The sequence below is a fragment of the Kosakonia oryziphila genome, assembly GCF_900094795.1.
Taxonomy (GTDB): domain Bacteria; phylum Pseudomonadota; class Gammaproteobacteria; order Enterobacterales; family Enterobacteriaceae; genus Kosakonia; species Kosakonia oryziphila.
The window spans coordinates 42169-56816 of the sequence record NZ_FMBC01000007.1 but is presented as its reverse complement, the minus strand read 5'-3'; the positions used below and the strand labels follow the sequence as shown (position 1 = coordinate 56816).

The window sequence follows — 14648 nt, the reverse complement described above, 5'->3', positions numbered from 1 at the left end:
ATGATATTTTTGCTTAGTATACTCCTCTATAGTATTAAGGAGGTTGTATGCCCCATTCACCAGAAGACAAGAAACGCGTTTTGACACGGGTGCGCCGTATCCGTGGTCAGGTCGATGCGCTTGAACGTGCGCTGGAAAGCGGTGAGCCCTGCATCGCCATTTTGCAGCAAATCGCCGCCGTGCGCGGCGCTGCCAACGGCCTGATGGGCGAAATGGTTGAAATTCACCTTAAAGATGAGCTGGTCAATGGCGACACCACTGCGGACCAGCGCGCGGTTCGTATGGCAGAAGTCGGTCATCTTTTGCGCTCTTATCTAAAATAAGCACCAGGGTATTCACAAAAAGGAAGAGACTTATGAAATCACGTGCAGCCGTTGCCTTCGGGCCGGGTCAACCGCTTAAAATTGTCGAAATCGACGTTGCGCCGCCGAAAAAAGGCGAAGTGCTGGTACGCATCACCCATACCGGGGTTTGCCATACCGACGCGTTTACGCTCTCGGGTGACGATCCGGAAGGTGTATTCCCGGCGGTACTCGGCCATGAAGGTGGCGGGATTGTTGTTGAAGTCGGAGAGGGCGTTACCAGCCTGAAACCGGGCGACCATGTAATTCCGCTGTACACCGCAGAGTGTGGCGAATGTAAGTTCTGTAAATCCGGAAAAACGAACCTCTGCCAGGCCGTACGCGCCACGCAGGGTAAGGGTCTGATGCCGGACGGTACCACCCGTTTTTCTTACAACGGCGAGCCGATTTTCCACTATATGGGTACCAGTACCTTCAGCGAATACACCGTGTGCGCGGAAATATCGCTGGCAAAAGTGAACGAACAGGCACCACTGGATAAAGTCTGTCTGCTCGGTTGCGGGGTCACTACCGGTATTGGCGCGGTGCATAACACGGCGAAAGTGAAAGAGGGCGACACCGTTGCGATCTTCGGTCTTGGCGGTATCGGTCTGGCGGCGATTCAGGGCGCGGTTCAGGCAAAAGCCGGTCGGATTCTGGCTATCGATACCAATCCGGATAAATTCGCGCTGGCGAAAGAGATGGGGGCAACTGACTTTATCAACCCGAAAGATCATGAGCGTCCCATTCAGGATGTGATTGTTGAGATGACCGACGGCGGTGTTGATTTCAGTTTTGAATGTATTGGTAACGTTAACGTCATGCGTTCTGCGCTTGAGTGCTGCCATAAAGGCTGGGGCGAAAGCGTGATTATCGGCGTTGCGGCCGCGGGCCAGGAGATTAGCACTCGTCCATTCCAACTGGTGACTGGTCGCGTATGGCGCGGTTCCGCTTTTGGCGGTGTGAAAGGCCGCAGCCAGTTACCGGGCATGGTGGAAGATGCGATGGCGGGTAAAATTCGCCTTGATCCGTTCATTACTCATCGTATGCCGCTGGAGCAGATCAATGACGCGTTTGAACTGATGCACGAAGGTAAATCTATCCGCACCGTTATCCATTTCGGCGATAACTAATCCTGCCTCAAGCCAGCGGTGTAACCGCTGGCGCTATCAATATCCAAATCTGTGATCGCTGTTACGATTTTCTCCATAAGAAAAATCCAATTATTGCCGATGCATATATATCATCGTGATGAATGCATTAGACAAATATGAGAGTCGATAGCCATGGATAAAAAAGCAGCAATGCAAAGACCGCAACGCATTGGTTTTATGCACAATATTCGATTGGTTCCCCTGTTTTCCTCCATTCTCAGCGGTATTCTGGTGCTGTTTGCGCTCAGCTCCGGCCTGGCGGGATATTTTCTGATGCAAGCGGATCGCGATCAGCGTGATGTGACGCAGGAAATCCAGGTTCGCATGGGATTATCTAACAGTTCTAACAACTTACGTACAGCTCGTCTTAATCTTATCCATGCCGGCGCGGCAAGCCGTATTGCCGAAATGGAAGACATGAAAAATAACATCACGGAAGCGGATAAACGTATTCAACAATCGCAGGATGGTTTCAAGGTCTATATGGCGCGCGAAGTTAAAACGCCAGAGGACGTTGCGCTGGATGACGATCTGACTCGCCTGTTTAACGCCTATATCGCAGGCATGCAGCCGATGTTGAAATACGCGAAAAACGGCATGTTTGAAGCCATCATCAACCATGAAAGCGAGCAGGCACGCCAGCTTGATGCCGGGTATAACACCGTGCTGCTGAAGGCGATTAAGATCCGTACCGACCGCGCAGAACATCTGACCGAGTTGGCACATAACCGTACGCAGTTAGGGCTTATTTTTATGGCCGCCGCTTTCGCGTTTGCGTTGGTGCTAACGGTCATCACTTTCACCGTGCTACGCCGCGTGGTGATCAATCCGCTGAAGCGTGCAGCGCAACGTATTGAGCGCATTGCCTCCGGTGATTTGACCGTTGCGGATGAACCAACTGGCCGCAGCGAGATTGGCCGTCTGAGCAATGATTTGCAGGCGATGCAGCACTCGCTGGTCACAACCGTAGCTACAGTTCGCCAGGGGGCGGAAGAGATCTATCGTGGTACCAGCGAAATCTCCGCCGGTAACACCGATCTCTCTTCGCGCACCGAGCAGCAGGCGGCGGCAATTGAAGAAACGGCCGCCAGCATGGAACAACTGACCGCGACGGTGAAACAGAACGCCGATAACGCACACCATGCTAGCGGTCTGGCACGCGACGCGTCCGGCAAAGCGACCAAAGGCGGACAGATTGTCTCTGGCGTGGTGCAGACGATGGGCAACATCACCACTAGCTCACATAAAATCTCTGAAATTACCGCAGTAATCAACAGCATTGCCTTCCAGACCAACATCCTCGCGCTCAACGCCGCAGTAGAAGCGGCGCGTGCCGGTGAGCAGGGCCGCGGTTTTGCCGTGGTGGCTAGCGAAGTGCGTACGCTGGCGAGCCGCAGTGCGCAGGCGGCAAAAGAGATCGAAGCGCTGATCAGCGAATCCGTCAGCCTGATTGAGCAAGGTTCCGGTGAAGTGGTTTCTGCTGGCGAAACGATGGATGAGATTGTGACGGCAGTGAAACGTGTAACCGATATCATGCTGGAAATTGCGGCGGCATCCGATGAGCAGAGCAAAGGTATCACCCAGGTGAGCCAGGCGATTACGGAAATGGACAACGTAACGCAACAAAACGCCTCACTGGTAGAAGAAGCGTCCGCCGCAGCCGCCTCGCTGGAAGAGCAGGCTGCGCGTCTGACCGAAGCGGTAGGCGCTTTCCGACTGACCGGTGCCGCGCCGCAGCGCCAGAACAGCGCGTCTTCGCCAACAGCAAAACCGTTTAAACCACAGCGTACTGCGTTGGCAGATGGCGATAACTGGGAAACCTTCTGATAATCCGCAAACAAAGAAGAGAGGCCGCGAGGCCTCTCTTCTATCCAACTTCTATCCAACGCTTACCGCGTTAAATAAAGCTGTCGTCATCATTGCTGTAGTCGTTGTCATCAAAATCGTCGTTCTGCCAGGCGTCGTTGTTATTTCCGAACTGATCATCCTGGTTGAGAAAGCGGGTGTCAGAGACGTTATTAACGTCGCCGTATTGATTGCCGACAAACGGCTCACCACCTGCGGGAGTTGCCGGTTCTTCGATAATATTCACGATCTCTTCTGGCCGCGACTGATGGAACATACTGGTCAGCATTTCGGCCAGCACAACGCCACCGGCCACGCCGGCGGCAGTTTGTAGCGCGCCTGCCATAAAACCGCCGCTACGGGGAGCAGCGGCTGGCGCTGCCGCCCGTGAATAATCCTGGACTGGTGGTTGTTGTTGCGCCTGAGCATTCCAGCCGTTGTCCGGCTGAGGGGCGCTTTTCCCACCACCAAACAGGCCGCCGAGGAAACTGCCTCCCGTCGAGGGCTTGCTTTTTTGCGCGGCTAATTCGCTTTCAAGCGCCTGAACACGGGCTTGCATGCGTTTCAGCGCCGCTTCCTGAATCAAAATCGATTGCGCCATATAGTAAGGGGCTGCAGGCTGCTGTCGTACGAATTCCGCGATCTGACGCTCTGCATCTGCATCTCGTTGGCTGTTTTGCTGTCCGGTCTGTTTCAGACGTTCGAAAAGGCCGTTGATAAGCTGCTGTTCTTCATATTGCATGACAATAACCTTCGCTCTCCAGGGTGGATACCATGTAGTTTATCAGCGGCGACAACCTGTGTCTGGCGAGTGAAATGTTTGTTTAAGATTGGTTGCAGGTTGGCTGAAATCCGCTCTGCATTTGGGCCTTAGGAGAAAAAGGCCCGAATGCAGGCGGGAAGGTCAGGCAATACGCCGGGTTGCGCGTGTTTGCGCCGGAGTGACGCTAACGGGGATTGATTTTGAGGTGGGCGTACCGGTACCGTCGCCAAAACGGGTCAAAGGAACAAGTGGGTTCGTCTCCGGGTAGTAAGCCGCGAGGTTGCCGCGCGGAATATCGTAGGCGACGAGGCGAAAATCCGCCACGCGACGAATCACGCCGTCAGTAGCCAGGGTTTCAATATCCACGCGATCGCCATCGCTCAGGCCAAGCGCAGCAATATCGGCCGGATGCATAAACAGCACATCGCGCTGACCATAAACCCCACGGTAGCGATCGTCGAGACCATAAATCGTAGTGTTGTACTGATCGTGTGAGCGTAACGTCTGCAACACAAACGGTGCGACAATTTCCGGGCAGACCGCGTCAGGCAGTGTTGCGGCACTGAATTCCGCTTTACCGGACGGCGTATTGAAACGCAGCTCTGCCGCAGCATTGCCCAGCCAGAAGCCGCCGGGTTCATCGCAACGGGAATTGAAGTTTTGAAAACCGGGAATAGTGGCAGCGATATGATCGCGAATCAGGTTGTAATCTGCGGCCAGAGCCAGCCAGTCGAGTTGCGCTGTTCCTAACGTCGCATGGGCAATCCCGGCGACAATCGCTGTTTCTGAGCGCTGTGTTGCTGCCAGCGGTTTGCCGATCCCTTCGGATGCATGCACCATGCTGAAGGAGTCTTCGACGGTGATAAACTGGCGGCCCGAGGCTTGTACATCCTCTTCAGTGCGGCCCAGCGTCGGCAGAATAAGCGACTGTTTACCCGGCATTAAATGGCTACGGTTGAGTTTGGTGCTGATATAGACCGTTAGCCCGCAACGGCGTAGCGCTTTGCAGGTCAGCGGCGTGTCCGGTGCGGCGGCAGCAAGGTTACCGCCCAGCGCCAGCAACACTTTCACTTCATCGCGCAGCATCGTCTGAATAGCTTCAACCGTATGGTGACCGTGCTCGCGCGGCGGTTCGAAATGAAAGTGGCGGGCAAGGTTGTCGAGTAATGTCACCGGCGGTTTTTCATCGATCCCCATCGTGCGGTTGCCCTGCACATTGCTGTGGCCGCGCACTGGGCACAGCCCCGGCGCCCGGTTTACCCAGATGGCCGCCGAGCAGTTGCAGGTTGGTAATTTCCCGCACCGTATCCAGTGAGTGTTTGTGCTGGGTAATGCCCATCGCCCAGGAGCAGATCACCCGCTCTGCCGTCTGCCAGACCGCAGCCGCATTACGCAACTGCTGCTGGCTGAGGCCGGACTGCTGCTATTATCATCACCCCAGGTGCAACCGGGGCAGTCGAAACCCCGTGCTTTGTTCATGCGCAACAGATTGCGCATATTTTTGAGGACATTTTTGCTGTCAATGACGAAGCGAGTAGTGGCTTCCAGAGAGCCCAGACCACCGGCAGCGGCGTGGTAGGGTTTAATCGCTGTTTTAAATTTCATTGGTTCTTCCGGATGCGGGGTATTACAGCGCAAGTCTATTTTGCGTAACAACAACCCTTAATCAACAACCACTTTTTATCACACAATTAACGAGATGTTTACCATTTGCGCAACAAGAAGAACCGGCTAAAAACCGGGGTTACCCCGGCATGATTTTACGGATCGCGCTGATAAGCGTATGCGCAGCAGGTGGCAGCGGTGTATCGACACGAGTGATAATCCCGACCGGATCGCCGATTCCCAGTGGCGGGATCGGCAGGGCAACCAGCGAGCCGAGACGCAAATCGTCTTTTACCGCGCCAGACGGCACAAACCAGACATAGTCAAAACCAACGGTTAACTGGCGCGACAGCGAGGCGGAGAGCGTCTCGATACAACCAGCGGGCAGTTTGCAATTCTGGCTGGCCAGCAGTTGTTCAGCGTTATCACGCGGGGGAGTACCTTCCGGCAATACCACCACTGGCCACTCCAGTACCCGGCTTAATGTGATAGTACTTTGCAGCAGGGGATGATTCGGGCGCACCACCAGTTTCAGTGATTCCAGAAACAGCAGCTCATAATTAAGGCCGCTCATTAGATCTGGATCTGACATCCGGCCAATGCCCAGATCGAGCTTGCCGGATTTCAGCCCGGCCAGCAGCATTGGATTAGTGGCGGTAGCGACCTGAATTTTAAGGTCCGGCTGTTGTTTATGGAGCTGACCAATCACCGCCGGCAAAATACCCAGCGCGGCGGTCGGCAGGGCACCGATACGGATCAGATCGCTTTTCTGTTCCGTTTTATGATCCAGCGATTGCCCGGCAATATTGATAGCATCCAGCACACGTACCGCGTGCGTCAGAAACTGCTCGCCCACATGCGTCAACTGTGCGCCGAGACGGCCGCGCTCGAACAGGCGCTTGCCGGTCAGTTGTTCCAGTTCATTCAGGGTCTTCGACAGCGCAGGTTGACTTAAATTAAGGGTTTCAGCCGCGCGCCCCAGCGTTCCTTGCTGAGCAACAGCCACGAAAGTATGTAAATGGCGCAGGCGAATGCGCTGTGAAAAGAGACCATTTTTTTCCATAGGATAATGTTAAAAACTTAGCGAATTCGATGACAGGTAATGTTATTTATTTTGATAACTTGATTGCAAAATACTCTTAACATTTAATTCATTTGAGTTACAAATGGATTTTCCGCGCTGTGTGACGAAACTTACAACTTTGTATGAGTTTTTCCGGCGATTTCCATAATCTTTCGTTATGTTTTTTTGCGTTTCAGCGGCATCCGTTGTCTGCCACGATCACATTTTGTAAATTTCCCATCACGCGGATGGATGTGCTTCCTACACTCCAGAAGAAGAGCACACAGGAAGGAAAATGAAATGGGTTACGACATCACGGCCGATGAGATTCGCGAACAATTTTCACAGGCCATGTCGGCAATGTACCAGCAGGAAGTTCCGCAATACGGCACACTGCTGGAACTGGTAGCTGATGTGAACCTTGCCGTTCTGGAACACAATCCCCGGTTGCACGAACAACTGGTCAATGCGGATGAACTGACGCGGCTTAATGTTGAGCGCCACGGCGCGATCCGTGTGGGTACTGCGGAAGAGTTATCCTGGCTGCGGCGGATGTTTGCCGTTATGGGGATGTACCCGGTGAGCTATTACGATCTGTCACAGGCGGGCGTACCGGTACACTCTACCGCGTTTCGTCCGGTGGATGATGCCGCGCTGGCGCGCAATCCGTTTCGCATTTTTACCTCGCTGCTGCGGCTGGAGTTGATAGAGAACGAGTCGTTGCGCAACAAAGCGGCAGCGATTCTGGCGAAGCGCGATATCTTTACGCCGGCTTGCCGCCAGTTGATTGAACTGCATGAACTGAATGGCAGTTTTACCGCGCCGCAGGCCGAGGCTTTTGTGCAGGAGGCACTGGAGACCTTCCGCTGGCATCGTCATGCTACGGTCGATGAGCAAACCTACCGGGCGTTGCACAACGAGCACCGACTGATTGCCGATGTGGTCTGCTTCCCTGGCTGCCATATCAATCACTTAACGCCGCGCACGCTGGATATCGATCGTGTGCAGGCGCTGATGCCGAAATACGGTATCGAGCCGAAGGTTCTTATCGAAGGGCCGCCGCGCCGTGATGTGCCGATTTTACTGCGTCAGACTAGCTTCAAAGCGCTGGATGAACCGGTGCTGTTCAACGGTGAACACCAGGGAACGCATACCGCACGCTTCGGTGAAATTGAGCAGCGTGGCGTGGCGCTGACGCCAAAAGGGCGTGCGTTGTACGATCAGTTATTGGCAGAGGCGGGCACAGGCAAAGACAATCTCACGCACCAGTTACATTTACAGGACGTGTTCAAAGCCTTCCCGGACAGCGAAATGCTGTTGCGCAAGCAGGGTCTGGCGTGGTTCCGCTACCGGCTGACGCCGACCGGCGAAGCGCATCGCCAGGCGATCCGCCCCGGCGAGGATCCGCAACCGCTGATCGAACGCGGCTGGGTAGTGGCGCAGCCCATCATCTATGAAGATTTTCTGCCGGTCAGCGCGGCGGGGATCTTCCAGTCCAACCTCGGCAATGAAACCCAGGCGCGCAGCCACGGCAATGCCAGCAAAGCGCAGTTTGAAATGGCACTCGGTTGCCCGGTATTCGACGAGTTTACCCTTTATCAGGAGGCATCTGAGCGTAGCAAACGACGTTGCGGTCTGCTGTAAAACAGGTAATCTCCAGAAATCAGTTATTTCTGGATAATATTGTTATGGAGAAACCTTCTGCGCCGCTGGCGCACACCTGCCACGGCAGTGTTCTGGGTTGTCGCGAAGCGGCATTTGATATCTGGCGTGGTATTCCGTTTGCCGCGCCTCCCGTTGGCCCGCTGCGCTGGCGTGCGCCGCAGCCGGTGGAACCCAGGCAAGGGGTTCGCATCGCCGACTGTTTTTCTGCCGCCAGTTGGCAAGACGGCGAGTCTTGTCAGCAGATTGGCGGTGGCGATCCGGGGCAATTCTCTGAAGATTGCCTCTACCTTAATGTCTGGTCGCCCGCCAAACGCGAAAAACCGCTGCCGGTAATGGTCTGGTTGCACGGTGGCGGGTTTATCATGGGGTCCGGCGGGCTGCCGCCGTACGACGGCAAAGCGCTGGCCGATCGCGGCGTGGTGCTGGTGACGCTCAATTATCGGCTCGGCCATCTCGGCTTTTTCGCTCATCCGTCGCTGGAAGCCGAAGAGGGCGAACGCGTATATAACTTCGGCCTGCTCGATCAAATCGCCGCCTTGCGCTGGGTGCAAGAGAATATTGCCGCGTTTGGCGGCGATGCGAAAAACGTTACGCTGTTTGGCGAATCTGCCGGGGCGCGTAGCGTGATGGCGCTGATGGCTTCTCCACTGGCAAAAGGGCTGTTTCATAAGAGCATTATTCAGAGCAGCTATACCTTGCCGGATACGCCGCGGGAAGCCGCACTGGTAAAAGGCGAAGCGATTGCTGCGCATTTTGGCCTGACAAACGCCAGTGCAGAGCAGTTGCGGGCGATCCCGGCCGATGCGTTCTGGCCGCTGGTTGCGCCGCTGAAAATTGCTCCCGCGCCGATTGTCGGCGACAAGGTACTACCGGAATCGACACTGGATGTGTTTTTTGCCGCAAAGCAGCACCCGATGCCGGTGATTATTGGCTCGAACAGCGATGAAGCCAGCATAATGGCGGAGTTTGGCGTCGATCTTGCCGGACAAATTGAGAAAATGCGCCGCGAACAGCGTCTTGGGTTAGGGCTGATTAAATTGCTTTATCCGGGTGTGAAGGGCGATGCCGAGCTGGGTCGCCAGGTGTGTCGCGATATGGCATTTACCACGCTCGGGCTGGTGGTGATGCAGGCACAACAGCGGGTGCGACGACCCTGCTGGCGCTACTGGTTTGATTACGTCGCGGAAGCGGCACATGACACTTATATCAACGGCGCGTGGCACGGTAACGAAGTACCGTACGTATTCGACAACCTTATGCTTGCAGAACCGGCGTGCAGCTACGTAAACCCGCGCGATCTGGCGTTTGCCGCGCATCTTGCCGATTACTGGGTGCAGTTTGCCCACCATGCCAACCGCCATTGTGAATCGCTTGCTGGTCCGGTGAACTGGCTGGCCTGCGCGCGCGGGCGCGACAGACTCCTGCGTATCGGACTGAATAAACATGCAGGATTTCGCATGGTTAATCGCTTTATGCGTACGCGTCTGAGCTTTTTTCGCCGGGTGATGCACCATCACGTTAAGCTGGATTAGCTGTCGGCTCTTGCGCTGATTAGGCAGGGTGTTTCATTTAAGGTCGTATCGGAGAAAACAGGGATATCGAGACCGACATATTTCCGGCTGAGACAGTTTACAGCTGAAAATAGAGGTATCATTGGCGACGTAATGTACAGGGAGAACAAAAAATGGACGCTGCATTGCTTGATATGATGCGCTCAGGTGGAAGAAATAAAAACTGGGCGGAGACAATGGTTAATCTGGAAGCCCGTAAGCTGATTAATACAGCTAATACGCTGTCTGCTTTCCACCTCAATGATGGTCAGACTCGAATGAAATTTGTCCAGGAGATAAAAGAGGTTGTTGAGCAGCAGTTCGTCGCGGCCCGGCGTGCAAAATCTGATGAAGAGTGCATGGCCTGCATAAAAAAACTCAGGGCAGAAAAAGAAAACCTTGATGAGCAGGCCCGGATGCTGCGCATGAAGATGGCCAAATTGTACGCTAAAGTGGAGTTCGTCCGGGAAAATAACAAAATTGTCGGGTATGTAATCAGTGCTGTTAAAATTATTGTTTACGGACTAACCACCATCACTGGCGGAATAATGATCGCAACGATGCCAGCCGTCGGTATGCTAGCGGGTGCTATACTTGTTGCCGATGGATTGAATGGAATATCAAAAGAAGTGAACCATTTAAATGGTGGGAAACCAGGATATGAAGGATATTTAGCTAATAAGTGTATGGATGCTGCACAATTTATGGGTTTCAAGCCTGAGTCCGGACTAGCGGTCTACAACTCTATATCACTGGCGGCCAGTGTTTACAGTATAGTTGGGTTGTCCAGAAGACCGGAGGCATGGCGACTTTTCCGTTACCTGGCAGGCGACTTTTACAGGAAAGTAAACACCATGAGCAAACCAAGGCTAACCATGAAAATAGCCGGATATGGCGTTAAGGCCAAAGTGATATTTGACCTTATAAGTACAGATAGTAACTAAGCCTTATTTACCCTACAGAACCGCCAGCATTTAAATGAAATTACTGGCGGCTGAAGAAATGTAACTAATGTAGATACAACAAGGGTTGATATTCCAAGAGGTATAGTTTCATCCGACGATGAGAAAAAAACAGCATAAATAAATAATAAAAACATAATAACGACTGTGAAAAAAGTCCTTTTAAACCTCTTAGCCAAATCTCTGACAACTTCTTCGAACGTACCGCCAAAGTTATCGATATTATGCTGAAGTTTCTGTAATTCCTTCGCCGTAAAACCTGATGCCAGAAGACGCTCTTTACTGAAGTCCGTTGTCATTTCATCAAATTCCTTATCCTAATCAATCCGACACTTGTTCTTCGGTTTTTGTAGGTCTGCATAGTTTAATCCTGACTTCAATAGCGTAGATTCACTCATTTTCACAGTGTTTCCACCTTTCATCCATAAAATTATAGATTCCTCATGACGAATATACGAAACAAACTGACAAAATGACTATTACCAGCAGCAAAGGAAATTAAATAATTTATACAACAATATCAATGGATTAACTTATTATCGTGTTTTTTTATACCATTGACCGTCAACCCCCGATTACGGTTCGTTCAGCGATGAGAGTGACAGCGAGACAGTCAAACGCCTGATTACCGATAACATCATCTGCAAAGCCGCACAACTGAAGTGCAGTTGGGTAGAAACCTCGTTTGGTATTCCTTCGCAACTGGTCGATAAAAGCGGCGACGGGATGGAAGCCACTGCGGAAGGGCTGAAAGGGAAAAGCATCGGCGTGTTGCAGGGGGCGATTCAGGAAACTTACGCTAAAGAGCACCGGGAAAAGTACGGTGTCATGGTGGTGTCGTATAAAGATCAGAACATGGCGTGGGGAGATTTGCTGAACGGCCGTATTGACGCCTCACTGGTGATGTCGGCGGCGGAGCAAACAGGTTTCCTCAACAAGCCGCAGGGGAAAGGGTTTGGCTTTATCGGCAAACCGGTATCTGACGATACGATCCTCGGCAGCGGCATCGGTTTTGGGCTGCGCAAAGGTGACAATGCGACGAAAAAACAGCTTGATGCCGCCATTGATAAAGTACGTGCTGACAGCACCATCAAAACCCTGGCGGAAAAGCACTTCCCCGGTATTGATGTTAGCGTGAGCGCACAATAACGATTCACTGCTCTGGCCCCTGCTGTCTGATGTCCGGCAGGGGCTTTTTTCTCTCTGCGCGATTCCAGCGTTATACCTCGCTTCATATTATTTTCAGCCTGATCTTATCGACAGGAAATATTTTCGCATTTGCGTAAATTCTCAACTGCCAACAATTGGATTCTCAATGAATTTTGTCTAGAGTGTGCGTTCAATAAAGAAATGCTTTTGTCGCTATTTCGCACAATTGCGAAATGCCATTCTACGACCAGAAGGACGTGTTACCAGGCATGAACCGCAGACGATTTATTCAGGCATCCATGGCCCTTGCTGCAACCTACGGCACCACCGGTGTTGCATCTCTTTTCTCCCGCGCGGCGTTTGCGGCAGAGACGGATATTGCTGATGGACAGAGCCGCCGTTTTGACTTCTCTATGCTGCAATCAATGGCACACGATCTGTCGGAGCAGCCATGGGGAGGTGCGCCGAAAGCTTTGCCGAATACGCTGGCAAACCTGACGCCGCAGGCTTACAACAGCATCCAGTATGATGCTCAGCATTCGCTGTGGAATAACGTCAAAGGGCGTCAACTGGATGTGCAATTCTTCCACGTCGGTATGGGTTTCCGCCGCCGCGTGCGCATGTTCTCGCTGGATCAGGAAACGCATCAGGCGCGTGAGATTCACTTCCGCCCGGAGCTGTTCAACTATCACGATGCGGGCGTGGATACCAAACAACTGGAAGGCCAGAGCGACCTCGGTTTTGCCGGTTTCCGTGCCTTTAAAGCGCCGGAACTGGCGCGCCGCGATATCGTCTCTTTCCTCGGCGCAAGTTATTTCCGCGCGGTGGACAGCACCTTCCAGTACGGTCTCTCCGCGCGCGGCGTGGCCATTGATACTTTTACCGATCAGCCGGAAGAGTTCCCGGACTTTACCGCCTTCTGGTTCGAAACCGCGAAACCGTCTGATACCTCTTTTACTGTCTATGCGCTGCTTGACAGCCCGAGCATCACCGGGGCATACAAATTCGTGATCAACTGTGAAGAGAGCCAGGTGATCATGGATGTGGATAACCGCTTGTATGCGCGCAAAGACATCAAACAACTCGGCATCGCGCCGATGACCAGCATGTTCAGCTGTGGCAACAATGAACGTCGCGTTTGCGACACCATTCATCCACAAATTCACGACTCTGACCGTCTGGCTATGTGGCGTGGCAACGGTGAGTGGGTCTGTCGTCCGCTGAATAACCCGCAGAAATTGCAGTTCAACGCTTTCCAGGATGAAAACCCAAAAGGCTTTGGCCTGTTGCAACTGGATCGCGATTTCTCCCATTACCAGGATGTGATGGGCTGGTATAACAAACGTCCAGGTTTGTGGGTCGAGCCGCGCAACCGCTGGGGAAAAGGGGCGGTAAGCCTGATGGAGATCCCGACTACCGGCGAAACGCTGGATAACATTGTGTGCTTCTGGCAGCCAGAAAAACCGGTGAAAGCGGGCGACGAGTTTGCTTTCCAGTATCGTCTGTACTGGAGCGCGATGCCGCCGGTGCGTTCACCACTGGCACGCGTCTACGCCACCCGTACCGGGATGGGTGGCTTCCCTGAAGGCTGGGCGCCGGGCGAGCATTACCCGGAAAAATGGGCGCGCCGCTTTGCCATCGATTTCGTCGGCGGCGATCTGAAAGCTGCCGCGCCGAAAGGCATTGAGCCGGTGATCACGCTCTCCAGCGGCGAAGCGAAACAGGTGGAAATTCTGTATGTAGAACCGTTCGACGGTTACCGCATTCTCTTTGACTGGTATCCGACCAATGATTCCACCGATGCAGTGGAGATGCGTATGTTCCTGCGCTGTCAGGGGGATGCCATCAGTGAAACCTGGTTGTATCAATATTTCCCGCCCGCGGCGGACAAGCGTAACTACGTTGACGACCGCGTGATGCGTTAATCGTCCTTCGCCCCCGTTTGGGGGCGAAAGTTTTCCGGAGGCGCAATGGCAACGGAACACCGCTCAGATACCACCATTCCCGTTAACGACCGTATTACGCTACATGCCGCAGACGATCGATTTGTGCATGAATTACACCAATTGATCGTGAAAAATCGCGACAATTTGCAGCAGTTTCTCGACTGGCCGCAGTATGTTCGCACGGTGGACGATACGCGTAAGACGCTACAGAGCAATATGCTGCTGCACCAGCGTGGCTACGCGAAGATGTTTATGATCGTCGTTGATGAGGTTGTCACTGGCGTGCTGGCGTTTAATTCCATCGAACCGCTAAACAAGACAGCCTATATCGGCTACTGGTTGGATAAAGAAGCTCAGGGGCAGGGGATTTTGTCGCAGGCGTTGCAAGCGATGATGGCTTTCTATACCCGCCGGGGCGATGTACGGCGCTTTGTTATTAAATGCCGGGTGGCGAATCATGCCAGTAATCAGGTGGCGAAACGTAACGGTTTTACGCTGGAAGGCTGTCTGAAACAGGCGGAGTTTCTCAACGGCAACTATGACGATCAGAATATCTGGGCAAAAATTATTGTGGATAATTGTTGCGTGTAAATAGCGGCGCATTT

The 14648-nt window shown here is 53.2% G+C and carries 11 protein-coding genes and 2 pseudogenes; 9 read left to right on the top strand and 4 right to left on the bottom strand.

Features of this window, described 5'->3' with window-relative positions:
- Positions 1-47: 47 nt before the first annotated feature.
- From GA0061070_RS05000 to GA0061070_RS04990, 3 genes are all read left to right on the top strand, one after another.
- Positions 48-323, top strand: a complete 276-nt coding sequence (locus GA0061070_RS05000) for a metal/formaldehyde-sensitive transcriptional repressor (RefSeq protein WP_090120487.1) — start codon at positions 48-50, stop codon at positions 321-323.
- Positions 324-355: 32 nt separating this feature from the next.
- Entirely contained in the window at positions 356-1474 is a 1119-nt protein-coding gene (locus tag GA0061070_RS04995; protein ID WP_090134190.1) for an S-(hydroxymethyl)glutathione dehydrogenase/class III alcohol dehydrogenase, read from the top strand.
- A 153-nt stretch (positions 1475-1627) separates the two neighbouring features.
- Positions 1628-3322, top strand: a complete 1695-nt coding sequence (locus GA0061070_RS04990; RefSeq protein WP_090134188.1) for a methyl-accepting chemotaxis protein — start codon at positions 1628-1630, stop codon at positions 3320-3322.
- A 70-nt stretch (positions 3323-3392) separates the two neighbouring features.
- Here the strand turns inward: GA0061070_RS04990 and GA0061070_RS04985 are convergent, their stop codons facing one another.
- From GA0061070_RS04985 to GA0061070_RS04975, 4 genes and pseudogenes are all read right to left on the bottom strand, one after another.
- Positions 3393-4082, bottom strand: coding sequence for a DUF2076 domain-containing protein (locus GA0061070_RS04985; protein ID WP_090134186.1), 690 nt, complete (start codon positions 4080-4082; stop codon positions 3393-3395).
- A 162-nt stretch (positions 4083-4244) separates the two neighbouring features.
- Positions 4245-5526, bottom strand: a pseudogene (locus tag GA0061070_RS04980) (molybdopterin dinucleotide binding domain-containing protein); the annotation flags it as partial.
- Positions 5457-5708: a hypothetical protein gene (locus tag GA0061070_RS25925; protein ID WP_425256037.1), complete on the bottom strand. Its 252-nt coding sequence runs from the start codon at positions 5706-5708 to the stop codon at positions 5457-5459. The pseudogene GA0061070_RS04980 and the gene GA0061070_RS25925, both read right to left, overlap by 70 nt.
- A 139-nt stretch (positions 5709-5847) precedes the next feature.
- On the bottom strand, positions 5848-6771 hold the full coding sequence (locus GA0061070_RS04975; protein WP_090134184.1) for a LysR substrate-binding domain-containing protein: 924 nt from the start codon (positions 6769-6771) through the stop codon (positions 5848-5850).
- Between the two features lie 300 nt (positions 6772-7071).
- Here GA0061070_RS04975 and hglS point away from each other — a divergent pair, with 300 nt between their 5' ends.
- The 6 genes and pseudogenes from hglS to rimL all read left to right on the top strand — a co-directional run bounded on the left by hglS (position 7072) and on the right by rimL (position 14634).
- Positions 7072-8415: a 2-oxoadipate dioxygenase/decarboxylase HglS gene (gene hglS / locus GA0061070_RS04970; protein ID WP_090134182.1), complete on the top strand. Its 1344-nt coding sequence runs from the start codon at positions 7072-7074 to the stop codon at positions 8413-8415.
- Between the two features lie 44 nt (positions 8416-8459).
- Entirely contained in the window at positions 8460-9968 is a 1509-nt protein-coding gene (locus GA0061070_RS04965) for a carboxylesterase/lipase family protein (RefSeq protein WP_090134286.1), read from the top strand.
- 152 nt (positions 9969-10120) lie between these two features.
- Entirely contained in the window at positions 10121-10930 is an 810-nt protein-coding gene (locus GA0061070_RS04960) for a DUF4225 domain-containing protein (protein ID WP_090134180.1), read from the top strand.
- A 651-nt stretch (positions 10931-11581) separates the two neighbouring features.
- Positions 11582-12097, top strand: a pseudogene (locus GA0061070_RS04950) (type 2 periplasmic-binding domain-containing protein); the annotation flags it as partial.
- 269 nt (positions 12098-12366) lie between these two features.
- Positions 12367-14022, top strand: a complete 1656-nt coding sequence (locus GA0061070_RS04945; protein ID WP_090134176.1) for a glucan biosynthesis protein D — start codon at positions 12367-12369, stop codon at positions 14020-14022.
- A gap of 45 nt (positions 14023-14067) precedes the next feature.
- Complete coding sequence (gene rimL, locus GA0061070_RS04940) at positions 14068-14634, top strand: 50S ribosomal protein L7/L12-serine acetyltransferase (protein WP_090134174.1); 567 nt, start codon at positions 14068-14070, stop codon at positions 14632-14634.
- Positions 14635-14648 lie beyond the last annotated feature (14 nt).